Below are 20681 nucleotides of genomic sequence, written 5' to 3'. Positions count from 1 at the left end.
GGCCACCCCCGCATCGGCCGGCGGAGGGAGACTACGTCTATGTGTTCCATGGGAGCGGGTCGCCCATGGAACGGAACGTCTGAAGTCCCGTAGTCCGAGGAGTCATCGATGCCGTCCGCGCGCCCCCGCGTCCTCTACGTCAGTGACCTGGCCTACCCGGCCAAGGGGCGGCGGTACTGCGACGAGGACATCTTCCTCACCTCCCGGCTGCGCGAGGAGTTCGACCTCGCCGTGTGCCACCCCCTGGACGCGGCCGCGCTGATGACCGGCTTCGACGCCGTGGTCGTGCGCAACAGCGGGCCCGTGCTGCACTACCAGGCGGAGTACGACGCGTTCCGGAAGCAGGCGGTCACGGAAGGTGTCCGCGTGTACAACCAGCTGTCCGGCAAGGGGGACATGGCGGGAAAGGGGTACCTGCTGGACCTCACCGCGGCGGGGTTCCCGGTCATCCCGACCATCGACCGCGCGGGCGACCTCGACCGGCTGCCGGACGTCGACACCTACGTGGTGAAGCCCAAGCTGGGAGCGGACTCCATCGGCCTGGAGTTCGTACCGCGCGACCGGCTGCCCGAACTGTCGTACGACAACATCCTCGTCCAGCCACGCATCGACTTCCGCTACGAGGTGTCCTTCTACTTCGTCGACCACACCTTCCAGTACGCCCTGTACGCCCCCCGCCCGGACGAGCGCTGGGCCCTGGAACCGTATGAGCCGACCGCGCGGGACCGGGAGTTCGCGCAGCGGTTCGTCGACTGGAACGACATCGCGTACGGCATCCAGCGCGTCGACGCCTGCCGGGCCCCCGACGGCGAGCTGCTCCTCGTGGAGCTGGAGGACCTGAACCCCTATCTGTCCCTGGACGTCCTCTCCCCCGACGCACGGGACGCCTTCGTCTCACGGATGAAAACATCGTTGCGCGGGCTGATCGGGCAGGCGACGGTACGAGCCGCACACGGCGTCTGAGAGGGAGCGGGAAACGACCCATGGCCGACCCCATTCGATGGACCTACGCCTTCGTCGACCGGCCCATGAAGGACTTCGATCGCGCCTGCGGCTTCTGGACCGCGATCACGGCGACGAAGCTGTCCCAACCGCGCGGTGAGCAGGGCGAGTTCGTGACCCTGCTGCCCGACGGTACCGACGCCTGCGTCAAGGCGCAGGGCGTCGACGCGGGCGACGGCGGCGCCCATCTCGACCTCGCCGTCGAGGACGTACCGGCGCTGGCGGAGTCGGCCCGGCAGCTCGGCGCCGAGATCGTCGCCACCGAAGAGGACCTGGTCGTCCTGCGCTCCCCCGGGGGTCAGCCGTTCTGCGCGGTCCGTTGGCACGGCGAGTCGGCTCGGCCTGTGGTCGTCCCCGGACCCACCGGCGCCACCAGCCGCCTCGACCAGGTGTGCCTCGACGTGGCGCCCACCCGCTTCGAGGCCGAAGTCGCCTTCTGGAGCGCCCTGACCGGATGGGAGTCGCACCCCGGCGCGCTCCCGGAGTTCCACCTGCTCAAGCCACCCGTCGGGCTCCCCTTCCGCATCCTCCTGCAACGCCTCGACACCGCCCGCCCCGCCTCCGCCCACCTCGACATCGCCTGCTCGGACATCGAGGCGGTACGCGCCCACCACGAGCGGCTCGGTGCCCTGCTCGTCGGTCACGGCGCCCGCTGGGCCGTCATGCGGGACCCGGTCGGCGGCACGTACTGCCTGACCGGCCGGGACCCGGCGACGGGCGGCCTCCCGGCCCCGGCCTGATCCTGAGGACGGCGCTACACGGACCCCCACACCTCCACGTCCACCACGGCCGCCACCGGAATCGGCCCGTAGATGTGCGGGAACTCCTCGCCCCCGGGCTTGAGCGCCTCGTAGCGCAGCGGCACGTCCAGCCGTTCGGGATCGATGACCAGGAGTACCAGCTCGTCGGGGCCGTCGTAGCCGCCGTACAGGCAGGAGGCGACCGCGGGTACCTGGTGCCGCAGCGAGCAGTGGATGAAGCCCTCCTCCTGGAGGGTGCGGCCGCGGGTGGACATCTCGTACGCGCCGGACGCGCGGGCCGCGTCCCACAGGGAGCGCTCGGTGAGGTGCAACAAGGGTTCGGACATGCGGCCACGCTACGACCTCGGCCGGGCCGTCCTCGTTTCCAGGTGGCGCCGCGCCTCGTCGTGGACCGCGGCGATCGCGGCGCGCGAGGTCCGTACCCCGCACCCGCGCCTTAGATGTCTCCGGCGCCGTCGAGGACGGGGCGGATGACCACCGGGTAGTTCGTGGCGCCCTCGGGACCGGGGCAGCGGGTGACGCGCTCGGTGATCTCCCGGTTCGGCCGGCCCCTGGCCGTCGATGAGCTCACCGGTTTTCGAGAGGTCGTCGTTGATCGCGCCCATGTACGCGTGCGCGCGTCAGGACTTTTCCGCGACGGACTCCCCGGGATGCTCCCGGGGCTCGCCGGTGTCCCTGCCGGGTTCGGATCCGGTCCCGGGTACGGACCGGGACCCCGCGCCGCCTCCGGACGCGGCTCCGACTCGGGCCCCGGGCTCACCGACGTACGCCTCGCACGCGGGGTTGTGGCAGGGGCCGGGACCCCATACGGGAACGAACGCGCCCAGCGTCTTGTGGCGCCGCACGACGGTGGTGACCGCCTGCCGGCAGGCGGGACAGACATGCTCATCGGTGCCCATGCATTCAGGGTAGGGCGGGAGAGGCTTCGGCGCTTCCTGCTGTACATCCGCACGAAGACGCCGACGAGACCGTCGCGGTGCTCTGCCTCGCCGTGCTCGGGCTGCTCCTGGAGCACCTGACACTGCCCGGAGTACCGGACGGCGTGCTCCCCGGCGTCGCCGTACCCGACGAGCTGCTCGAACGGATCGTGGCGACGATCGTCCCGGAGAGCTCCGGCCAGGTGCGCTGGGAGGTGAGCCCCGGCCCGATCAGGCCCCTCGGCCGGGCTGCGGCTCGCGCCACATCGGCCACATCCGCGGTCCGTCCGGCAGGTCGAGGGGGCGCCCGGTGAGGCCGAAGCCGAGACGCTCGTAGAGCCGGCGGCTGTCGGCGTTGCTCGCCTCCAGATAGGCGGGCAGGCCCTCGCGGTCGCAGCGGTCGAGGACCGACCGGACGAGCGCGGTGCCGAGGCCCTCGCCCTGGCGTTCCGGTGCCACGCCGATCATCCACAGGTACTCGTGGGCGCGGCCCGCGGGGTGGATCCCGGCCGTCAGGCGGCCGATCAGTTCGACCCGCTCGTTGTCCGGGTCGACGGCCTCACGCAGCCGTACGGGACCGTCGTCCTCGTCGTCGGCGTGGCCGGCGTCGGCGGGCACGGACAGCCACAGCGCGCACGCCGAGCCGTCCTCCAAGACGTCGACGCGGCCCTCGGCGAGCACGACGTCGGTGAACATCCCCATCAGCCCGGGGTGCCTGGCGCGGCGGTGTGCCGCGTCCGGAAAGACCCAGACACTCACCGGGTCGTCCTGGAACGCCTCGTCGAGCAGCCGGGTGACCAGCTGCCGATCACCCTCGTCCGCCGTCCGGATCACCACGCCCATGTCCCACCCTCTCGCCTCAACCGCCGCTGATCGTACGGCTGTTGCAGCCTAGGGCCTGTCGTCGGGCCTGTCGGGCCTGGCCGGGTCCGAGAGGGACGGGCCCCGCGCACCGTGGGGATGCGCGGGACCCGTTCCGGCCGGAGCCCGGTGCCGTACGGAGGTCAGGTGCCGTACGGTCCCGGAGGCCCCGGGGTCTTCAACCGCCCTTCTGAAGGGTCGAACGGGTCATCTGAAGGGTCGAGCGGGTCAGTTGCTGCGCCGCGTCACGAACTCCGCGAGCGCGAGGAGGCCACCCGCCGCCTCCGGGTCGGGGATCGCCCGGGACAGCTCGTGCATCGCCCGGGACATCCGGTCGGCCGCCTGGAGCTGCGCCCAGTCACGGCCGCCCGCCCGCTCGACGGCCAGCACCGTGCGCTCCAGACCCCCTTCCTCGTAGGGAGCTCCGTACAGCTCGGCGAGTTCCGTCGCCGCCGGGGTGCCGGAGGCGAGCGCGGCGACCACGGGCAGGGACTTCTTGCGGGCGATGAGGTCCGCCCCGGCCGGCTTGCCGGTGCGGCTCGGGTCCCCCCAGATCCCGATCACGTCATCGATCAGCTGGAAGGCGAGCCCGGCCTCCCGGCCGAACGCGTCCAGCGCGTCGACGTCCTCCTCGTCCGCCCCCGCGTACAGCCCGCCGAGCGCGCACGCGCAGCCGAGCAGCGCGCCGGTCTTGGCCTCGGCCATGGCGAGCACTTCGTCGAGGGTGACCTCGGCGGGTCCGCGCTTCTCCATGGCCGTGTCCGCGTGCTGCCCCTCGCACAGCTCGACGACGCAGGACGCGAGCCGGGCGGCGGCGGCCCGGGACGCCTGGTGCGAGTCCTCGGCGAGCAGCCGCTGGGCGAGCGCCTGCATGGCGTCCCCGGCGAGGATCGCGTCGGCGTCGCCGAACACGGTCCACGCGGTGGGGCGGTGTCTGCGGGTGGTGTCCCGGTCCATGACGTCGTCGTGCAGCAGCGTGAAGTTGTGGATCAACTCCACGGCGGCCGCCGCCCGCACGGCGGCCGTGTGCTGACCGCCGAGCGCTCCCGTGGCGGTGAGCACCAGGGCCGGGCGGATCGCCTTGCCCGCGTTGCCCGCCGCCGGGGTGCCGTCCGCGTGCTCCCAGCCGAAGTGGTAGAGCGCGATCCTGCGCATCGAACCCGGCAGCGAGTCGATGGCCCTGCGCAGCTCGGGGTCGACGGACGCCCGGGCGTGCTCCAGGATGGCCGCCGCCTCCTGTCCGTCCAGCGGGCCGGGCGCGACCTGCCGTTCCATGGGCCTCCCGTCCGCGGAACCGCCGTCCGAGGGACCGCCGTCCATGGGCTTGCCGATGGGGCCCCGCCTGTCCGGGGTCGCGGCCGGACTCCGCCTCGTCCCCGGTGTTCCCGCCCGATCGGGCGGGAACACGGCGGCCGGCGTCGGGAAGGTCACCGCCAGCGGCCGATCTCGACGTTCTCCAGGATGCCGAGGGCGTCCGGCACGAGAACCGCCGCCGAGTAGTACGCCGTCACCAGGTAGGAGATGATCGCCTGTTCGTTGATGCCCATGAAGCGCACCGACAGGCTCGGCTCGATCTCGTCCGGGATGCCCGCCTGCTGGAGACCGATGACGCCCTGCTCGGCCTCGCCGGTACGCATGGCGATGATCGAGGTCGTACGGGTGTCGCTGACGGGGATCTTGTTGCACGGGAACAGCGGCACACCGCGCCAGGTCGGGATGCGGTTGCCCGCGATCTCGATGCTCTCGGGGACCAGTCCGCGCTTGTTGCACTCGCGGCCGAAAGCGGAGATCGCGCGCGGGTGGGCGAGGAACAGCTTGGTGCCACGCCGGCGGCTGAGCAGCTCGTCCAGGTCGTCGGGGCTGGGCACGCCGTCGTGCGGCTGCAGCCGCTGGTCGTACTCGCAGTTGTTGAGCAGTCCGAACTCCCGGTTGTTGATGAGCTCGTGCTCCTGGCGCTCCTTCAACGCCTCGACGGTGAGGCGGAGCTGCTGCTCCGTCTGGTTCATCGGCTGGTTGTAGAGATCGGCCACGCGCGTGTGCAGGCGCAGCACGGTCTGGGCGATGCTCAGTTCGTACTCGCGCGGCGCGGCCTCGTAGTCCACGAAGGTGCCGGGGATGTCCTGCTCCCCGGTGTGGCCGGCCGCGAGGTCGATCTCCTTCTCGCCGTACTTGTTGGTGCGCTGCTCCGGAATCGCGCGCAGCTCCGTGAGGTGCTCGCGCAGGGAGTCGGAGCGCTCGGCGACCTGCTCGAGGTCCTGGCGGGGCAGCGCGAGCACGGTGACCGCGGTGACGGCGCGGGCCGTGTACTCCCAGATGGCGTCCGGGTCGATGAGCGCCTGCTCGCCGAAGTACGCGCCGTCGGCGAGGACTCCGAGGACCGCGTCGTCGCCGTACGGGCCGGTGCCGATCTTCTCCACCTTGCCGTGCGCGAGCAGGAACACCTCGTCGGACGGACTGCCGAACGAGGCGAGCACTTCGCCCGGTGCGAACTCCCGCTGCTGGCACCGCTGGGCGAGCTCGCCGAGCACCTCCTGATCCTCGAACGAGCGGAGCACGGACAGCTCGCCGAGCTCCGCGGGGATGACCTGCACACGGTCACCGGTCTTCACGAACGTCACGCGGCCGTCGCCCACGGAGTAACTGAGCCGCCGGTTCACGCGGTACGTGCCACCCTGCACGTTCACCCACGGAAGCATGCGCAGCAGCCACCGTGAGCTGATCTCCTGCATCTGGGGTGCGGACTTGGTGGTGGTGGCCAGGTTCCGCGCGGCCGATGTGCCGAGACTCTGCTGCGGCTTGCCCTGACCCGCACGGACCTCTTCGCCTACCGACATGAAAATTGCCCTCCCGGTCGTGCACTGATCTGCGCCGACCAGCCTTCCATCACGGAGCGTGCCGGTGCTATTACACGAATGAGGGGGAATGGATCACGGAGGATTGGGCAGAGGGTCCGCTTTTGTCGATCGATCGAGCAGCCGCAGCCGTCCTCCCCGAACGGCCCGAGCCGTCGTGCTCGAACAGCGGCAGCCGTCGCCGTCGAACAGTGCGGACTCGTTGCGAGCGGGAACTCCGAGATCAGGCCAACCGTTTGACGCGGTGACGGACGACGGCAGGACGACGACAGGAGACGGCAATGGCAGGCTTCCTGGACCGCGCCAAGGAACAGGCGCAGCGAGGGCTCACGCAGGGCAAGCAGAAGCTCGACGAAGTGCAGGCGCAGCGTGCGGGCGGCGACCTCCTGAAGAGACTGGGCGCGGCGTACTACGCGGAGCGGCGCGGCAGCGGCTCCCCCGAGGCCACCCAGCAAGCCCTGCAGGCACTGGAGAGCCACATCGCTACGAACGGGGACGCGTTCCTGCGCTCCTGACGCGCCTGGCGGACGCACCGTGAACGCGCTGGTCGGACGCGCTCGCGTCCATGACCGGATCGACTCGCACGCCGTACGAACGGCTGGGCCGGAGCCCCGGGTTCCGGGTAGAAGCTGCGGTACGAGACGGCCGCGACCGGTGGCCGCCGCGCAGCGCGAAGGAGGCGGTCATGGCCCCACCCATGTCCGCGGGCGGTTTCCTGAACCAGCTCAGGGAGGAAGGCGTCACCGTCGTCGAGGTCGGCGACTGGGAGCATCACAACCGCAATCACAAGGGGCCCTGGGGTCCGGTGTACGGCGTGATGATCCACCACTCGGTGACCTCGGGCAGCGAGCACACCGTCGAAATGTGCCGTGCGGGCCGCCCGAACCTGCCCGGTCCGCTGTGCCACGGCGTCATCACCAAGGACGGTGTCCTGCACCTCGTGGGCTACGGGCGGGCCAACCACGCGGGCCTGGGCGACGACGACGTGCTGCGCGCCGTGATCGCGGAGAAGGCGCTCCCGCCGGACAACGAGGCGAACACCGACGGCAACCGCCACTTCTACGGCTTCGAGTGCGAGAACCTCGGCGACGGAAAGGATCCATGGCCCGAGGTGCAGCTGGAGGCCATCGAGAAGGTCGCGGCCGCGATCTGCCGCCACCACGGCTGGACGGAGCGTTCGCTCATCGGCCACCTGGAGTGGCAGCCGGGCAAGGTCGACCCGCGCGGCTTCACGATGGCCTCGATGAGAGAGCGCGTCCGCGACCGCCTCAAGTGACGGACGAACGCGGGGCGGCCGCCCGCATACCGGACAGGTGTCCGACAATGGTGGGGTGCCCAGCCCCGCAACCCCGGACGGCCCGAACACCCCGGCCGCTCCGGACGTCCCCGAAGCGCTCGACCCGACCGGTCTGCGGCCGCGGCTGCCCTCGCCGCTGTGCCAGGTCGCGGACGAGCGCTTCGCGCGCCATGGAGTGCGGCTGCTGCTGAAGCGGGACGATCTGATCCACCCGGAGCTGATCGGCAACAAGTGGCGCAAGCTCGCCCCGAACCTCAGCGCGGCGGCGGGCCGCACGATGGTCACCTTCGGCGGCGCGTACTCCAACCATCTGCGCGCCACCGCCGCCGCCGGCCGCCTGCTCGGGCTGACGACCGTGGGGGTGGTCCGCGGCCAGGAGCTGGCCGACCGCCCCCTCAACCCCTCACTGACCCGCTGCGCGGCCGACGGCATGCGACTGCACTTCGTCGACAGATCGACGTACCGCCGCAAGAGCGAACCGGAGACGCTGGCCGCCCTGCTGCGCTCGGTGGACGCCGAGGACGCGTACGTCGTCCCCGAGGGCGGCAGCAACTCCCTTGCCGTACGCGGCTGCCGGCAACTCGGCGCGGAGCTGCGGGGCCACGGCGGTGTCGACGTGGCCGCCCTGGCCTGCGGTACCGGCGGCACCCTCGCCGGCCTGGCCGCCGGCCTCGCCCCCGACCAGCGGGCCCTGGGGATCCCCGTCCTCAAGGGCGGCTTCCTGGGGGGCGACATAAGCGCTCTCCAGGAGTCCGCCTTCGGCGGCCGGCGCGGCACCTGGTCCCTCGACGACCGCTTCCACTTCGGCGGCTACGCCCGCACCACACCCGAACTCGACACCTTCGCCGCGGACTTCGAACAACGCCACGGCCTGCTCGTGGAACGTCTCTATGTCGCCAAGATGCTCTACGGACTTGTCACCCTGGTGGAGGAGGGGGCGTTCGCACGGGGGACGACGGTGGCGGCGGTGATCACGGGGGCACCGTTCTGAGCCCTCGTACGGCACTGAGCGCCCGTACGGCACCGAGCGTCCGTACCCGTACGGCGCCTCACGCCGCCTCCCGATAGGCCGCCGCCTCCTCCAGGTCGAGCCTGCGCAGGAGCGTGCGGAGCATCTCGTCGTCGATGTAGCGGTGGTCGCGGAGTTTCACGAACATCTCGCGTTCGGCGCTGATCATCTCGCGGGACAGGCGGCGGTAGGTGTCGTCGGCGGTCTCCCCGGTCACCGGGTTGACCGCGCCGAGCCGTTCCCAGACGGCGTTGCGGCGGCGTTCCAGGACCGAGCGGAGCCGGTCGGCGAGCGGCGGGGGCAGGGCGTTGCGTTCGTCGGCGAGAAGCGCGTCGAGGCGCTCCTCGGCGACCCGGGACGCCTGCGCCTGGGCGTTCGCCTCGGCGAGGGTCTCGGCCTGGACGTCGCGCCCTGGCAGCTTCAGCAGGCGGACGAGAGGGGGCAGCGTCAGTCCCTGGACGACCAGGGTCCCGATCACGGTGGTGAAGGTGAGGAAGAGGAGGAGGTTGCGATCGGGGAAGGAGGCACCACCGTGCACGGTGAGCGGGATGGAGAAGGCGATGGCGAGCGAGACCACCCCGCGCATTCCGGCCCAGCCGATGATGAACGGGCCCTTCCAGGTGAGGGACCCCTCGCGCTCCCGGATGCGCGCCGACAGGAACCGGGGCAGGAAGGTGGCGGGATAGACCCACACGAACCGGGTGACGACCACGACCAGGAAGACGGCCACCGCGTACCAGGCGGCCTGGGCTCCCTGGTACTGGCCGAGGCCCTTGAGGACGACCGGCAGTTGCAGTCCGATCAGGGCGAACACCGCCGACTCCAGGACGAACGCGACCATCTTCCACACCGCCTCCTCCTGGAGCCGGGTCGCGAAGTCCACCTCCCAGGCACGGTGCCCGAGGTAGAGCGCGACGACGACCACCGCGAGCACTCCGGAGGCGTGCACCTGCTCGGCGATCCCGTACGCGACGAAGGGGATCAACAAGGAGAGGGTGTTCTGGAGAAGTGCCTCCTTCAGGTGCGTGCGCAGCCAGTGGATCGGCACCATCAGGACGAGACCGACGACCACACCCCCGACCGCCGCGAGCAGGAACTCGCGGACACCGCCCGCCCAGGTCGCGCCCGCGCCGACCGCGGCGGCGAGGGCCACCTTGTAGGCGGTGATCGCGGTCGCGTCGTTCACCAGGGACTCGCCCTGAAGGATCGTGGTGATCCGCGAGGGCAGCCCCACCCGGCGCGCCACCGCCGTGGCCGCCACCGCGTCCGGCGGGGCCACCACCGCCCCGAAGACCAGCGCCGCGGGCAGCGGCAGGCTCGGCACGATCAGATAGGCGGCCCAGCCGACCGCCAGCGTCGCGAAGAGCACGTACCCCACCGACAGCAGCGCGATGGGCCGCGTATGCGCCCGCAGATCGAGGTACGAGCTGTCGCTGGCCGCCGTGTACAGCAGCGGGGGCAGCACCAGTGGGAGCACGATCGCCGGGTCGAGTTCGTATCCGGGCACTCCAGGGACGTACGAGACGGCCAGGCCCGCCGCGACGAGCAACAGCGGCGCCGGCACCGGGGTGCGACGGGCGAATCCGGCGACCGCGGCGCTCCCCGCGACCAGCAACAGCAGTGGCAATACGTGCATCGTCTTCCGCCCGCCCTCGTTTTCGCGCGACATCCCGCACGCCCGACGTAACCTGGCAATCATGAAACAGTGCACGCACGCCGACGAGCTGCAGCACCCCGAACCCGGGCCGCTGAGCGAGACCTGCCTGGAATGCCAGGCCGCCGGTACACATCCGGTGCAGTTGCGGCTGTGTCTGAGCTGTGGGCACCTCGGCTGCTGCGACTCCTCGCCGCTGCGGCACGCGACGGAGCATTTCAAGGAGACCGGACATCCCGTGATGCGTACCTTCGAGCCCGGTGAGAGCTGGCGCTGGTGCTTCGTCGACCACGTACTGGCGTGACCCACGGCCCGGACGGTTCGACCGTCTGACGCCTGGGTACGTCAACCCGGCGCGCGCTCTTCCTATTTGGGCCCGCAGACCCCTAGCCACTGTCCGTACTCATAGGCTTACTATGAGTGACAGCAAGGGACGGGGTCCCCAGGACAGGAAACTTGGGAGCGCGGTAGCGTCACCGCTGAACCACCTAGCGCGTTACCCCGGGGGGCGACCCTCGGCCCCCGAAAAGAGCTCGAAAGAGCTTGTACCACCTTGGAGGTGAGGGTGTCCCAGATCGCAGGCGAGCCCGCGACGAAGGACTTCGTGGAAGTCCGGCTGCCGGCCGCGGGTGCCTACCTGTCGGTGCTGCGTACGGCTACGGCCGGTCTCGCGGCCCGTTTGGACTTCACCCTCGACGAGATCGAGGACCTCCGCATCGCGGTGGACGAGGCCTGCGCGATCCTGTTGCAGCAGGCCGTCCCCGGATCGGTGCTCAGCTGTGTCTTCCGGCTCATCGACGACTCGCTCGAGGTGACGGTCTCCGCTCCGACCACCGATGGTCACGCTCCGTCACGGGACACGTTCGCGTGGACCGTCCTGTCGGCGCTCGCGGGCAAGGTCGACTCCACCGTCGCCGAGGACAAAACCGTGTCGATCAGCCTCTACAAACAGCGCGGCGCGGGACCCGGGCCGGCGTGAGGAACGGGGACGGGCCGGTGCGGGACGAAGAGCGCGGCACACGGGAGCTTCCCGCCGGACGTGTCGACGGCCTCGACGGGCCGCGGCGCGCGGTGGAAGGCGTCGACGGCATCCCCGAACAGGCCCGGCCGCACCCGGAGGACGCACAGGAGAGCCTCCTCTCCGGCCAGGACGACGGGCAACGGGATCCGGAGGGTGCCGCGCCGAGCACGTCCTCGGAAGGGCGGCTGCTGGTGACGGGCGGGACTATGAGCGAGCACGAGCGACACGACAAGCCAGGGGTGCAGAGCGTGCAGGGCACGCAGCACGGGCCGAGCGCCCAGCACATCCAGCACGACCCGCAGGACCGCAGCGGCGCGCGGGCGATGTTCATCGAGCTGCGCAAGCTGCAGGACGGCAGTGCGGAGTACGCGGAGTTGCGCAATCAGCTGGTCCGCATGCACCTCCCGCTCGTCGAGCACCTCGCACGCCGCTTCCGCAATCGCGGTGAACCGCTGGACGACCTCACCCAGGTCGCGACCATCGGCCTGATCAAGTCGGTCGACCGCTTCGACCCGGAGCGCGGCGTCGAGTTCTCGACGTACGCGACTCCGACGGTCGTCGGCGAGATCAAGCGGCACTTCCGCGACAAGGGCTGGGCGGTGCGGGTGCCGCGGCGCCTGCAGGAACTGCGCCTGGCCCTGACGACGGCGACGGCCGAGCTGTCGCAACAGCACGGGCGCTCTCCGACGGTCCACGAGCTGGCCGAGAAGCTGGCCATCTCGGAGGAGGAGGTCCTGGAGGGCCTGGAGTCCGCCAACGCGTACTCCACGCTGTCGCTGGACGTCCCCGACACGGACGACGAGTCCCCGGCGGTCGCGGACACGCTGGGTGCGGAGGACGAGGCCCTGGAGGGCGTCGAGTACCGGGAGTCGTTGAAGCCCCTGCTCGAGGACCTTCCCCCGAGAGAGAAGCGGATCCTGCTTCTTCGCTTCTTCGGCAACATGACCCAGTCACAGATCGCCCAGGAGGTCGGCATCTCCCAGATGCACGTCTCCCGCCTGCTGGCCCGCACCCTCGCCCAGCTCCGCGAAAAGCTCCTGGTCGAGGAGTAAGCCGAGGAGCAAGAGGAGCAAGAGGTAACCGGACAGCCGCCGAGCGGGGGCGCCCCCGCGGAGTCCCCGGTAGGCGGACGAGCCCGGTACTCCCGGGCCCGGATCCCGTCTTTCCAGCGGGCGCGCAACCGGTATGGACCCTGTGCCGAAGCTACTTGGTTTCCTCGGCGGCACCGGGGCCGCGGATGCCCAGCGCCCGGGTCGTCTCGGAACTGACGAGCAGGACCAGCGCCGTGATCGCGACCGCCGCGAGGGCGATTCCGGCGGGGATCGCCACGCTGTCCGCCCGGAGCAGGCTGTAGGCGACGGGCAGCGCCATGAGCTGGGTGATGACCGCGGGGCCCCGGCTCCAGCTGCGGCGCAGCAGCAGGCCGCGGGCGGCCAGCAGGGGCAGCAGCGCCAGCACGATCAGCGTCACACCCAGGGTCACGCCCTGCTGCCGGTCCCCCGAGCCACCCGTGGCTCCCCGGACGAGCATCCACACACCCCCCACGGCGAGGACCAGCCCCTCCAGCGCGGCCAGCGCGGCCGCGGCGGTCAGCCGTCCGGGACGGGGCTCCGCGGTGGGGGCGTCGGGGGTGGGGATCTGCTCAGCGCTCACCCCCGAAGGGTATCCCCCGGGCCCCGGCACGCGGCCGGACCCCGGCCGCTCCCCCGCCGCCTCCCGCATCTCACCGTGTCGAGACTCACGCCCCTATCTCTTACCGGATCCCTAACTCTGTCTGGGACCAGTACCCCTCGGTAGGTACGCTGCATCGCATGCGTGCACTTCTCGTGGTCAATCCGGCAGCCACCACCACAAGTGCGCGCACGCGCGATGTCTTGATCCACGCGCTGGCGAGCGAGATGAAGCTCGAGGTGGTCACCACCGAGTACCGCGGGCACGCCCGGGACCTCGGCCGGCAGGCCGGGGAGAGCGACGACATAGAACTGGTCGTCGCACTCGGCGGCGACGGCACCGTCAACGAGGTCGTGAACGGTCTTCTGCACAACGGCCCCGACCTGGACCGCCTGCCACGCCTCGCGGTGGTCCCCGGCGGTTCCACCAATGTCTTCGCCCGCGCCCTGGGCCTGCCCAACGACGCCGTGGAGGCCACCGGCGCCCTGCTGGACGCGCTCAGAGAGGACCGCGAGCGCGCGATCGGCCTCGGTCTCGCGGCGGGCACCCCCGGCACCGAGGACGAAGCCGTCCCCTCCCGCTGGTTCACCTTCTGCGCGGGGCTCGGCTTCGACGCGGGGGTGATCGGCCGGGTCGAACAGCAGCGTGAGCGCGGCAGGCGGTCCACCCACGCCCTCTATTTGCGCCAAGTGGCACGTCAGTTTTTGGACGAACCTCACCGCAGGCACGGAACGATCACGCTGGAGCGGCCCGGCCAGGACCCGGTCACCGATCTTGTGATGTCCATAATCTGCAACACCTCGCCCTGGACGTTTCTCGGCAATCGTCCGGTGTACGCGTCGCCTAAGGCTTCGTTCGATACCGGACTCGACGTACTCGCTCTCAACCGCATGTCGACGGGCGCGGTTGCCCGGTATGCCACCCAGTTGCTCACTTCGTCCCCCGAGCGCGGACCCCATGGCAAGCACGCCCTGTCCCTGCACGACCTGACCGACTTCACCTTGCATTCGAAGGCGCCGCTCCCCCTCCAGATGGACGGCGACCACCTGGGACTGCGGACCAGCGTGACGTTCACAGGCGTACGCCGTGCACTGCGTGTGATTGTGTGAGCGGAAGGGCCCAAAGTCCTTTCACTCGAACGTTTAGACCAGGGTCCACCCCATGGAAGTACGGCTGTGACCTAGTCGACACCGAGGAATCAAAAAAAACTTTCCGGAAGGGGTTGTATCCGCCGCTGAGGTTTGCGAGTCTCTACGTGGCGATCGGGACGGCCCGCAACATCGGCCCCACAGAGAGCCAGAACCCCTCCTCAAATCACAGGACCACGTCAGGGAATCCTGGCAGTCGGCCCTTCACTTGTTGAGGGATTCGTGAAAGCGTTCACATTCACAAGCAACGTGCATGTAATACCAAGGAGAGGTAGCAGCCATGGACTGGCGTCACAACGCCGTTTGCCGCGAGGAAGACCCCGAGCTCTTCTTCCCCATCGGCAACACCGGTCCTGCGCTGCTGCAGATCGAGGAAGCCAAGGCCGTCTGCCGCCGCTGCCCCGTCATGGAGCAGTGCTTGCAGTGGGCGCTCGAGTCCGGCCAGGACTCCGGCGTCTGGGGTGGCCTCAGCGAGGACGAGCGCCGCGCGATGAAGCGTCGCGCCGCCCGCAACCGGGCCCGTCAGGCCACCGCCTGACACCCCACCCCGTAACGAGCCTGAGCCCGGCGGCGCGTACAGCGAGTACGCATCTCCCGCCCCCGAGCCGCAGCGCGCAGTACCCCCGATGCGCATAGCAGCGTAAGCAGTGGCCCCGGACCTTCTGGTCCGGGGCCACTGTCATGCACGACCTGTGGGTGCGTCAGATACCTCTACCCGTACTGCTGCTTGCACTTCTGCTTGTACTTCCTCGCAGCCCTACATGTACTCCTACTTGTGCGCCCGCACCGGAATGTCCAGGATGACCTGCGTGCCACGCTCCGGGGCCGCCACCATGTCGAAGCTGCCCCCCAACTCGCCCTCCACCAGCGTCCGTACGATTTGCAGACCGAGGTTGCCCGAGCGGTGCGGGTCGAAGCCCTCCGGGAGACCGACCCCGTCGTCCTGGACGGTGACCAGCAGCCGGGTCTCCTTGCTGGTGCCGCCGCGGACCGCCGAGACCTCGACCGTGCCCCGGTCACCTTCGCGGAAGCCGTGCTCCAGCGCGTTCTGAAGGATCTCGGTGAGGACCATGGAGAGCGGGGTGGCGACCTCGGCGTCGAGTATTCCGAAGCGGCCGGTGCGGCGGCCGGTGACCTTTCCGGGCGAGATCTCGGCGACCATGGCGAGCACCCGGTCGGCGATCTCGTCGAACTCCACCCGTTCGTCCAGGTTCTGAGACAGCGTCTCATGCACGATGGCGATCGAGCCGACCCGTCGTACGGCCTCCTCCAGGGCCTCACGGCCGCGCTCCGACTCGATGCGCCTGGCCTGGAGCCGCAGCAGCGCCGCCACCGTCTGAAGGTTGTTCTTGACCCGGTGGTGGATCTCCCGGATGGTCGCGTCCTTGGTGATCAACTCACGCTCACGGCGGCGCAGTTCGGTGACGTCGCGCAGCAGGACGAGTGAACCGACGCGGGTGCCCTTGGGCTTGAGCGGGATCGCGCGCAGCTGGATCACCCCGTCGGCGCTCTCGATCTCGAACTCGCGGGGCGCCCAGCCGCTGGCGACCTTGGACAGCGCCTCGTCCACCGGACCGCGGGAGGGGGCGAGTTCCGCGGTGGTCACACCGAGGTGGTGGCCCACCAGGTCGGAGGCGAGGCCGAGGCGGTGGTACGCGGACAGCGCGTTCGGGGAGGCGTACTGGACGATGCCGTCGGCGTCGAGGCGGATCAGTCCGTCACCGACCCGCGGGGAGGCGTCCATGTCGACCTGCTGGCCGGAGAACGGGAAGGAGCCGGCGGCGATCATCTGGGCGAGGTCGGACGCGCTCTGGAGGTACGTCAGCTCCAGCCGGCTCGGGGTGCGCACGGTGAGGAGATTGGTGTTGCGCGCGATGACACCGAGGACGCGCCCCTCCCGCCGTACCGGAATGGACTCGACCCGTACCGGCACCTCCTCCCGCCACTCGGGGTCGCCCTCGCGCACGATCCGGCCCTCGTCCAGCGCGGCGTCCAGCAGGGGGCGGCGGCCCCGCGGGACGAGGTGGCCGACCATGTCGTCCTGGTACGAGGTCGGGCCTGTGTTGGGCCGCATCTGCGCCACGGAGACATAGCGCGTGCCGTCGCGGGTGGGAACCCACAGCACGAGGTCGGCGAAAGAGAGGTCGGAGAGCAACTGCCACTCCGAGACCAGCAGATGCAACCACTCGAGATCGGAGTCACCGAGAGCGGTGTGCTGGCGGACGAGGTCGTTCATGGAGGGCACATGTGCGAGCGTACCTGGGGGTTTGGCCCGGCTCCGAAAACACCCGCGGGCCGCGGCGCCTGGGAGGGACCCTCAACCCTCCCGGCACCGCAGCCCGGAGCAGCAACGGCCACGGGGTGTGCGGTCCCGGTCGGCCGAAGGAGAGGAGCCGGAGCAGTCAGGGCAGAGAGCGCCGGTTCCTCGGTCCGTCTTCCTGTGCGGGGAAGACGGAGGCTTGTGCGGATCGACGCCTCGCCGTAAGCGACGCTTCGTCGATCGAAGGCTTTACCTGCCCAGTGTGGACTAGACCACGTGCCGCGTCCATGCGTCGGCGGATGTTTGTTGTTGTCTCATTATCGAACTTCCAACAGCATCCACCACGCAGACTAGCCCGGTTCGGCCCCGGGTGGGGACCGGATCGGCTCATAAACGGGGCCGGATGGCCATGGTCAGCGGGTCTCCGTCACCTTCGCCAGGGCGCGCGGCGCGTCCGGGTCCTGGCCGCGGGCGATGGTGACCTCGTAGGCCAGGAGTTGGAGCGGAAGGATCTCAAGGATCGGCTGGAGTTCCTCGGCCACGCCCTCGGTGGGCAGGACGAACCCGGCCGAGGCCTGTTCCACCTGGGCCCTGGGGCCGATGACGACCAGGTCGGCGCCGCGCCCGCGCAGCCGGTCGAGCACGGGCTGGAGCGCCTCGCCGCCCCTGCCGTCGGTGACGACCGCGATGACCGGGGAGATGTTGTCGACCATGGCGAGGGGGCCGTGCAGCAGATCGGCGCCGGAGTACGAGAGCGCGGGAATGTAGCTGGTCTCCATCAGCTTCAGGGCGGCTTCCTTGGCCGTGGGGTAGCCGTAGCCGCGCGAGGTGATCACCATGCGCTCGGCGAAGCGGTAGCGGGAGGCGAGCGTGCGGATCTCGTCCTGGCGGGTGAGGAGGTGCGCGGCGAGATCGGGCAGTGCCTTGGCCGCGGCACCGTCCCCGCCGCGCAGCCCCTCGACGAAGAGAAAGAGGGTGAGGAGGGATGCCGTGTAGGTCTTGGTGGCGGGCAGGGCCTTCTCGGGTCCGGCCATGATGTCGAGGTGGTACTCGGAAACGGCCGCCAGCGGTGAGTCCGGGTTGTTGGTCACCGCGAGCGTGATGGCGCCGGCCTCACGGGCGGCCCGGGTCGAGGCGACCAGGTCCGGGGAGCCGCCGGACTGGCTGACGGTGATGACCAGGACGTCGGTGAGATCGGGCCGCGCGCCGTACGCCGTGGTCGTCGACATCGAGGTGAGCCCGCACGGCAGGCCCAGCCGGATCTCCAGCAGGTACTTCGCGTACAGGGCGGCGTTGTCGGAGGTGCCGCGGGCGGTGAGCAGCACGAAGCGGGGTTCGCGGGCCGCGATCCGCCGGGCCACTTCCTGGATCCGCGGCGCGCCCGCCTCCAGGATCCGGCGCAGCACGTCGGGCTGCTCGGCCATCTCCCGGGCCATGATCCGGCCCGGGCGGTCGTCGTCGGTCCGGGGGTCCGGGGTAGGGGCGGACATGAGGCCTCCTGGGGACGTTCCGGTCGTACGCGTCGACCGTGGGCCGGTGCGGGACGGTGCGCGGTGGTGCGTGCGGGGCGGTGCATGCGGTGCGGGGCGGTGCGTGCGGTGCGGTCTCGGGGATCGGTATCAGCATCTCATCGCCCGTGGGCAGGGCTCTGTCCGGTGTGTAGCTACTCACGAGGGTGGCGAACGGGCGTCCGGACGGCGGGCCTGGACGCATCGAGAAACCGGCGACGGACGACGGCCCGTGGGTGGGACTCCTTTGCTAGATTGGTCTACACCACATGTGTTCCCTCACTGTTCCCGGCGAGCCCCTCTCCAGATCGGCAGGCCCAGCGTGGAAGTTGTCATCGTTCCCGACGCCAAGGCGGGCGGCGAGCTGATCGCCGAGGCCATGGCGGAGCTGCTCCGGCGCAAGCCCGACGCTCTGCTCGGCGTGGCCACCGGCTCGACGCCGCTGCCCATCTACCAGGCGCTGGCGGCGAAGGTCGGCTCCGGTGCCGTGGACGCCTCGCGGGCCCGGGTCGCCCAGCTCGACGAGTACGTGGGACTGCCGGCCGAGCATCCCGAGTCGTACCGGTCGGTGCTGCGGCGCGAGGTGCTCGAACCGCTGGGGTTGGGCATGGACGCGTTCATGGGCCCGGACGGCACCGCCGAGAACGTCCAGGCCGCGTGCGAGGCGTACGACAAGGCGCTGGCCGCGGCCGGTGGCGTCGACCTCCAACTGCTCGGGATCGGCACCGACGGGCACATCGGGTTCAACGAGCCCTGCTCCTCGCTCGCCTCGCGGACCCGGATCAAGACGCTGACCGAGCAGACCCGGGTCGACAACGCGCGGTTCTTCGGGGGCGACATCGAGCAGGTGCCGCACCACGTCATCACCCAGGGCATCGGCACGATCCTGGAGGCGCGGCATCTGGTCCTGCTGGCCACGGGTGAGGGCAAGGCCGACGCGGTCGCGGCGACCGTGGAGGGGCCGGTGGCCGCGGTGTGCCCCGCCTCGGCGCTCCAGCTCCACCCGCACGCCACGGTCGTCGTGGACGAGGCCGCCGCGTCCAAGCTGAAGCTGGCGGACTACTTCCGGCACACGTTCGCGAACAAGCCGGACTGGCAGGGGATCTGACCCCGAGGGCGCGAAGAGAAGCACGAAGGGCAAGCGAAGAGAGCAGGAAGGTGCCGGACCCTGAGGTCCGGCACCTTCCTGCTGCTTCCCACAGGTCGTCACTCGCCCGCGATGACCTCCGCCGCCGCCCGGCCGCACACCCTCGCCGCGCCGTGCGTGGCGATGTGGAGGGCGCCCCGGGGCGGGGCCTGGGGAATGCCCATCTCGACCACGATCGTGTCGGGACGTTCCCGCAACAGTGTGTCCAGGGCGGCCGCCATCCAGGGGTGCCGGTGTTCGTCGCGGACGACGGCGACGACGCGGCGGCTGCCCGCGGCGGCCAGGACAGCCGTTGCCGCCCCCTCCCCCGCGAAGCTGCCCGTCTGCGTGCCGGGCAGCAGCCGGGCCAGTTCCGCGGCCACGCCCCAGGGGGTCTCGTCACCGACGGCGATGTTCGCCACCGGGGTGAAGGCGGCGACGAACGGCGCCGCGCCCACCGGCGCGTACGACGGCGCGCGTGTCACCGTCAGCGCGCGCCGGGCGGCGACGAGCCCCACGTCGGCCGGTTCCCGCTCGGCGGCCGGCGGGGCCGCGGAGGCCGCCGCCGTCCAACGGGCCAGCGCCCGTACCCGCTCCGCCGCGTCCACGAGGCGCTCCTCGGGCAGTTCATCGGCGTGCACCGCCGTGACGAGGGCGTCGCGCAGACGCCGTACCGTCTCGTCGTCCGCGAGCCCGCCGCCCACGCAGATCGCGTCCGCGCCGGCCGCGATGGCGAGGACGCTGCCCCGCTCGATGCCGTACGTCCCGGCGATGGCCTGCATCTCCATGCCGTCGGTGACGATCAGGCCGTCGTAGCCGAGTTCCTCGCGGAGCAGGCCGGTGAGGATGCGGCGGGAGAGGGTGGCCGGGCGGTCCGGGTCCAGCGCCGGGACCAGGATGTGCGCGCTCATCACGGCGCGTGTGCCGGCGGCGATCGCGGCACGGAACGGGGCGAGTTCGCGGGCCTCGATGACCGACAGGTCGGCGTCGATACGCGGCAGCGCGTGGTGCGAGTCGACCGCCGTGTCGCCGTGGCCGGGGAAGTGCTTGGTGCAGGCCGCGACGCCCGCGGACTGGAGTCCGGTGACGTAGGCGGCGGTGTGCCGGGCCACCAGCTCGGTGTCGGCGCCGAAGGACCGTACGCCGATGACCGGGTTGTCGGGATTGGAGTTCACGTCCGCGGAGGGGGCCCAGTTCAGGTTCACCCCGCAGGCCGCGAGGCGGCGGCCGAGTGCCGAGGCCACCTCCCGCGTCAGCTCCACGTCGTCGACCGCGCCCAGCGCGTGGTTGCCGGGGTAGGAGGAGCCGGCGCGGACCTCGAGGCGGGTGACGTCGCCGCCCTCCTCGTCGATGGCGACCAGGACGTCGTCGCGCTCCGCGCGCAACTGGGCGGTCAGGGCCGCGAGTTGTTCCGGCGAGGCGATGTTCCGGCCGAACAGGCCGACGGCGGCGAGCCCTTCGCCCAGGCGGCGCAGCAGCCAGTCGGGGGCGGTGGTTCCGGTGAAACCGGGCTGAAGGACGGTGAGCGCGTCGCGCGCCAAGCCGTTCTTGTCGGAAGAGGACGCGGTCGTACCACTGGCGAGTGTCGTCATCG

General features: G+C 70.8%; 22 protein-coding genes and 1 pseudogene. 12 read left to right on the top strand and 11 right to left on the bottom strand.

The window, feature by feature from the left end:
* Positions 1 to 108: 108 nt before the first annotated feature.
* Together ACIQTP_RS16355 and ACIQTP_RS16350 are read left to right on the top strand one after the other, a co-directional pair.
* A complete protein-coding gene (locus ACIQTP_RS16355) occupies positions 109 to 963 on the top strand; it encodes a hypothetical protein (RefSeq protein ID WP_403400312.1) in 855 nt (284 codons plus the stop codon).
* Positions 964 to 983: 20 nt separating this feature from the next.
* On the top strand, positions 984 to 1742 hold the full coding sequence (locus ACIQTP_RS16350; RefSeq protein WP_403400310.1) for a VOC family protein: 759 nt from the start codon (positions 984 to 986) through the stop codon (positions 1740 to 1742).
* Between the two features lie 14 nt (positions 1743 to 1756).
* Here ACIQTP_RS16350 and ACIQTP_RS16345 read toward each other — a convergent pair whose 3' ends face one another.
* The 3 genes from ACIQTP_RS16345 to ACIQTP_RS16335 all read right to left on the bottom strand — a co-directional run bounded on the left by ACIQTP_RS16345 (position 1757) and on the right by ACIQTP_RS16335 (position 2662).
* Positions 1757 to 2089 (bottom strand): DUF952 domain-containing protein, encoded by a 333-nt coding sequence (locus ACIQTP_RS16345; RefSeq protein WP_403400308.1) that lies wholly within the window; start codon positions 2087 to 2089, stop codon positions 1757 to 1759.
* Positions 2090 to 2199: 110 nt separating this feature from the next.
* A complete protein-coding gene (locus ACIQTP_RS16340; RefSeq protein ID WP_403400484.1) occupies positions 2200 to 2334 on the bottom strand; it encodes a hypothetical protein in 135 nt (44 codons plus the stop codon).
* A 49-nt stretch (positions 2335 to 2383) separates the two neighbouring features.
* Positions 2384 to 2662 carry a hypothetical protein gene (locus ACIQTP_RS16335; protein ID WP_403400305.1) on the bottom strand — a complete coding sequence of 93 codons (279 nt, stop codon included), beginning with the start codon at positions 2660 to 2662 and terminating at the stop codon, positions 2384 to 2386.
* Positions 2663 to 2724: 62 nt separating this feature from the next.
* Between ACIQTP_RS16335 and ACIQTP_RS16330 the strand changes: the two are divergent.
* Positions 2725 to 2871: pseudogene (locus tag ACIQTP_RS16330) on the top strand (TetR/AcrR family transcriptional regulator); the annotation flags it as partial.
* Positions 2872 to 2911: 40 nt separating this feature from the next.
* Here the strand turns inward: ACIQTP_RS16330 and ACIQTP_RS16325 are convergent.
* The 3 genes from ACIQTP_RS16325 to ACIQTP_RS16315 all read right to left on the bottom strand — a co-directional run bounded on the left by ACIQTP_RS16325 (position 2912) and on the right by ACIQTP_RS16315 (position 6375).
* Positions 2912 to 3523, bottom strand: coding sequence for a GNAT family N-acetyltransferase (locus tag ACIQTP_RS16325; RefSeq protein WP_403400303.1), 612 nt, complete (start codon positions 3521 to 3523; stop codon positions 2912 to 2914).
* A 246-nt stretch (positions 3524 to 3769) separates the two neighbouring features.
* Positions 3770 to 4816 (bottom strand): family 2 encapsulin nanocompartment cargo protein polyprenyl transferase, encoded by a 1047-nt coding sequence (locus ACIQTP_RS16320; RefSeq protein WP_403400301.1) that lies wholly within the window; start codon positions 4814 to 4816, stop codon positions 3770 to 3772.
* A 152-nt stretch (positions 4817 to 4968) separates the two neighbouring features.
* Positions 4969 to 6375 carry a family 2B encapsulin nanocompartment shell protein gene (locus ACIQTP_RS16315; protein WP_402035649.1) on the bottom strand — a complete coding sequence of 469 codons (1407 nt, stop codon included), beginning with the start codon at positions 6373 to 6375 and terminating at the stop codon, positions 4969 to 4971.
* Between the two features lie 299 nt (positions 6376 to 6674).
* Here ACIQTP_RS16315 and ACIQTP_RS16310 point away from each other — a divergent pair, with 299 nt between their 5' ends.
* The 3 genes from ACIQTP_RS16310 (at position 6675) to ACIQTP_RS16300 (ending at position 8681) form a co-directional block, all read left to right on the top strand.
* Entirely contained in the window at positions 6675 to 6908 is a 234-nt protein-coding gene (locus tag ACIQTP_RS16310) for a hypothetical protein (RefSeq protein WP_403400299.1), read from the top strand.
* Positions 6909 to 7078: 170 nt separating this feature from the next.
* Positions 7079 to 7669: an N-acetylmuramoyl-L-alanine amidase gene (locus ACIQTP_RS16305; protein ID WP_403400297.1), complete on the top strand. Its 591-nt coding sequence runs from the start codon at positions 7079 to 7081 to the stop codon at positions 7667 to 7669.
* Positions 7670 to 7802: 133 nt separating this feature from the next.
* Complete coding sequence (locus ACIQTP_RS16300; protein WP_403400473.1) at positions 7803 to 8681, top strand: 1-aminocyclopropane-1-carboxylate deaminase/D-cysteine desulfhydrase; 879 nt, start codon at positions 7803 to 7805, stop codon at positions 8679 to 8681.
* Between the two features lie 58 nt (positions 8682 to 8739).
* Here ACIQTP_RS16300 and ACIQTP_RS16295 read toward each other — a convergent pair whose 3' ends face one another.
* On the bottom strand, positions 8740 to 10335 hold the full coding sequence (locus ACIQTP_RS16295; protein ID WP_403400294.1) for a Na+/H+ antiporter: 1596 nt from the start codon (positions 10333 to 10335) through the stop codon (positions 8740 to 8742).
* Between the two features lie 61 nt (positions 10336 to 10396).
* Between ACIQTP_RS16295 and ACIQTP_RS16290 the strand changes: the two genes are divergently transcribed.
* The 3 genes from ACIQTP_RS16290 (at position 10397) to ACIQTP_RS16280 (ending at position 12426) form a co-directional block, all read left to right on the top strand.
* A complete protein-coding gene (locus tag ACIQTP_RS16290; protein WP_402035640.1) occupies positions 10397 to 10657 on the top strand; it encodes a UBP-type zinc finger domain-containing protein in 261 nt (86 codons plus the stop codon).
* A gap of 261 nt (positions 10658 to 10918) precedes the next feature.
* Positions 10919 to 11332: an anti-sigma regulatory factor gene (locus ACIQTP_RS16285; RefSeq protein WP_054228129.1), complete on the top strand. Its 414-nt coding sequence runs from the start codon at positions 10919 to 10921 to the stop codon at positions 11330 to 11332.
* Positions 11329 to 12426: an RNA polymerase sigma factor SigF gene (locus ACIQTP_RS16280; protein ID WP_402035637.1), complete on the top strand. Its 1098-nt coding sequence runs from the start codon at positions 11329 to 11331 to the stop codon at positions 12424 to 12426. The genes ACIQTP_RS16285 and ACIQTP_RS16280 overlap by 4 nt, the downstream gene beginning before the upstream one ends.
* A 151-nt stretch (positions 12427 to 12577) precedes the next feature.
* Here the strand turns inward: ACIQTP_RS16280 and ACIQTP_RS16275 are convergent, their stop codons facing one another.
* Positions 12578 to 13027 carry a hypothetical protein gene (locus ACIQTP_RS16275; RefSeq protein WP_403400290.1) on the bottom strand — a complete coding sequence of 150 codons (450 nt, stop codon included), beginning with the start codon at positions 13025 to 13027 and terminating at the stop codon, positions 12578 to 12580.
* A 158-nt stretch (positions 13028 to 13185) separates the two neighbouring features.
* Between ACIQTP_RS16275 and ACIQTP_RS16270 the strand changes: the two genes are divergently transcribed.
* Entirely contained in the window at positions 13186 to 14154 is a 969-nt protein-coding gene (locus ACIQTP_RS16270; RefSeq protein ID WP_391399544.1) for a diacylglycerol kinase family protein, read from the top strand.
* Positions 14155 to 14473: 319 nt separating this feature from the next.
* Positions 14474 to 14731 (top strand): WhiB family transcriptional regulator, encoded by a 258-nt coding sequence (locus ACIQTP_RS16265; protein WP_006380970.1) that lies wholly within the window; start codon positions 14474 to 14476, stop codon positions 14729 to 14731.
* A gap of 231 nt (positions 14732 to 14962) precedes the next feature.
* Here ACIQTP_RS16265 and ACIQTP_RS16260 read toward each other — a convergent pair whose 3' ends face one another.
* Positions 14963 to 16429, bottom strand: coding sequence for a sensor histidine kinase (locus ACIQTP_RS16260; RefSeq protein ID WP_403400470.1), 1467 nt, complete (start codon positions 16427 to 16429; stop codon positions 14963 to 14965).
* A gap of 437 nt (positions 16430 to 16866) precedes the next feature.
* The gene (locus ACIQTP_RS16255; protein WP_403400287.1) at positions 16867 to 17943 is read right to left on the bottom strand and encodes an SIS domain-containing protein; all 1077 of its coding nucleotides are present in this window, start codon (positions 17941 to 17943) and stop codon (positions 16867 to 16869) included.
* A gap of 340 nt (positions 17944 to 18283) precedes the next feature.
* Here ACIQTP_RS16255 and nagB point away from each other — a divergent pair, with 340 nt between their 5' ends.
* A complete protein-coding gene (gene nagB, locus ACIQTP_RS16250) occupies positions 18284 to 19069 on the top strand; it encodes a glucosamine-6-phosphate deaminase (protein ID WP_403400285.1) in 786 nt (261 codons plus the stop codon).
* Between the two features lie 98 nt (positions 19070 to 19167).
* Here nagB and ACIQTP_RS16245 read toward each other — a convergent pair whose 3' ends face one another.
* Complete coding sequence (locus ACIQTP_RS16245) at positions 19168 to 20679, bottom strand: glycoside hydrolase family 3 protein (protein ID WP_403400283.1); 1512 nt, start codon at positions 20677 to 20679, stop codon at positions 19168 to 19170.
* Positions 20680 to 20681: the final 2 nt, after the last annotated feature.

It is taken from the genome of Streptomyces sp. NPDC090798 (genome assembly GCF_044768965.1).
Classification (GTDB): Bacteria; Actinomycetota; Actinomycetes; order Streptomycetales; family Streptomycetaceae; genus Streptomyces.
The sequence above is the reverse complement of the archived record's forward strand: the minus strand, read 5'-3'. Positions and strand labels throughout refer to the sequence as shown.

What these genes read in the sequence shown, in the direction of transcription:
- ACIQTP_RS16335 (WP_403400305.1), bottom strand. Translation starts at nt 2,662, where the DNA reads ATGGGCACCGATGAGCATGTCTGTCCCGCCTGCCGGCAGGCGGTCACC.
- ACIQTP_RS16355 (WP_403400312.1), top strand. Translation starts at nt 109, where the DNA reads ATGCCGTCCGCGCGCCCCCGCGTCCTCTACGTCAGTGACCTGGCCTAC.
- ACIQTP_RS16305 (WP_403400297.1), top strand. Translation starts at nt 7,079, where the DNA reads ATGGCCCCACCCATGTCCGCGGGCGGTTTCCTGAACCAGCTCAGGGAG.
- ACIQTP_RS16345 (WP_403400308.1), bottom strand. Translation starts at nt 2,089, where the DNA reads ATGTCCGAACCCTTGTTGCACCTCACCGAGCGCTCCCTGTGGGACGCG.
- ACIQTP_RS16350 (WP_403400310.1), top strand. Translation starts at nt 984, where the DNA reads ATGGCCGACCCCATTCGATGGACCTACGCCTTCGTCGACCGGCCCATG.
- ACIQTP_RS16325 (WP_403400303.1), bottom strand. Translation starts at nt 3,523, where the DNA reads ATGGGCGTGGTGATCCGGACGGCGGACGAGGGTGATCGGCAGCTGGTC.
- ACIQTP_RS16270 (WP_391399544.1), top strand. Translation starts at nt 13,186, where the DNA reads ATGCGTGCACTTCTCGTGGTCAATCCGGCAGCCACCACCACAAGTGCG.
- ACIQTP_RS16245 (WP_403400283.1), bottom strand. Translation starts at nt 20,679, where the DNA reads ATGACGACACTCGCCAGTGGTACGACCGCGTCCTCTTCCGACAAGAAC.
- ACIQTP_RS16260 (WP_403400470.1), bottom strand. Translation starts at nt 16,429, where the DNA reads ATGAACGACCTCGTCCGCCAGCACACCGCTCTCGGTGACTCCGATCTC.
- ACIQTP_RS16290 (WP_402035640.1), top strand. Translation starts at nt 10,397, where the DNA reads ATGAAACAGTGCACGCACGCCGACGAGCTGCAGCACCCCGAACCCGGG.
- ACIQTP_RS16265 (WP_006380970.1), top strand. Translation starts at nt 14,474, where the DNA reads ATGGACTGGCGTCACAACGCCGTTTGCCGCGAGGAAGACCCCGAGCTC.
- ACIQTP_RS16320 (WP_403400301.1), bottom strand. Translation starts at nt 4,816, where the DNA reads ATGGAACGGCAGGTCGCGCCCGGCCCGCTGGACGGACAGGAGGCGGCG.
- ACIQTP_RS16295 (WP_403400294.1), bottom strand. Translation starts at nt 10,335, where the DNA reads ATGCACGTATTGCCACTGCTGTTGCTGGTCGCGGGGAGCGCCGCGGTC.
- ACIQTP_RS16255 (WP_403400287.1), bottom strand. Translation starts at nt 17,943, where the DNA reads ATGTCCGCCCCTACCCCGGACCCCCGGACCGACGACGACCGCCCGGGC.
- ACIQTP_RS16315 (WP_402035649.1), bottom strand. Translation starts at nt 6,375, where the DNA reads ATGTCGGTAGGCGAAGAGGTCCGTGCGGGTCAGGGCAAGCCGCAGCAG.
- ACIQTP_RS16310 (WP_403400299.1), top strand. Translation starts at nt 6,675, where the DNA reads ATGGCAGGCTTCCTGGACCGCGCCAAGGAACAGGCGCAGCGAGGGCTC.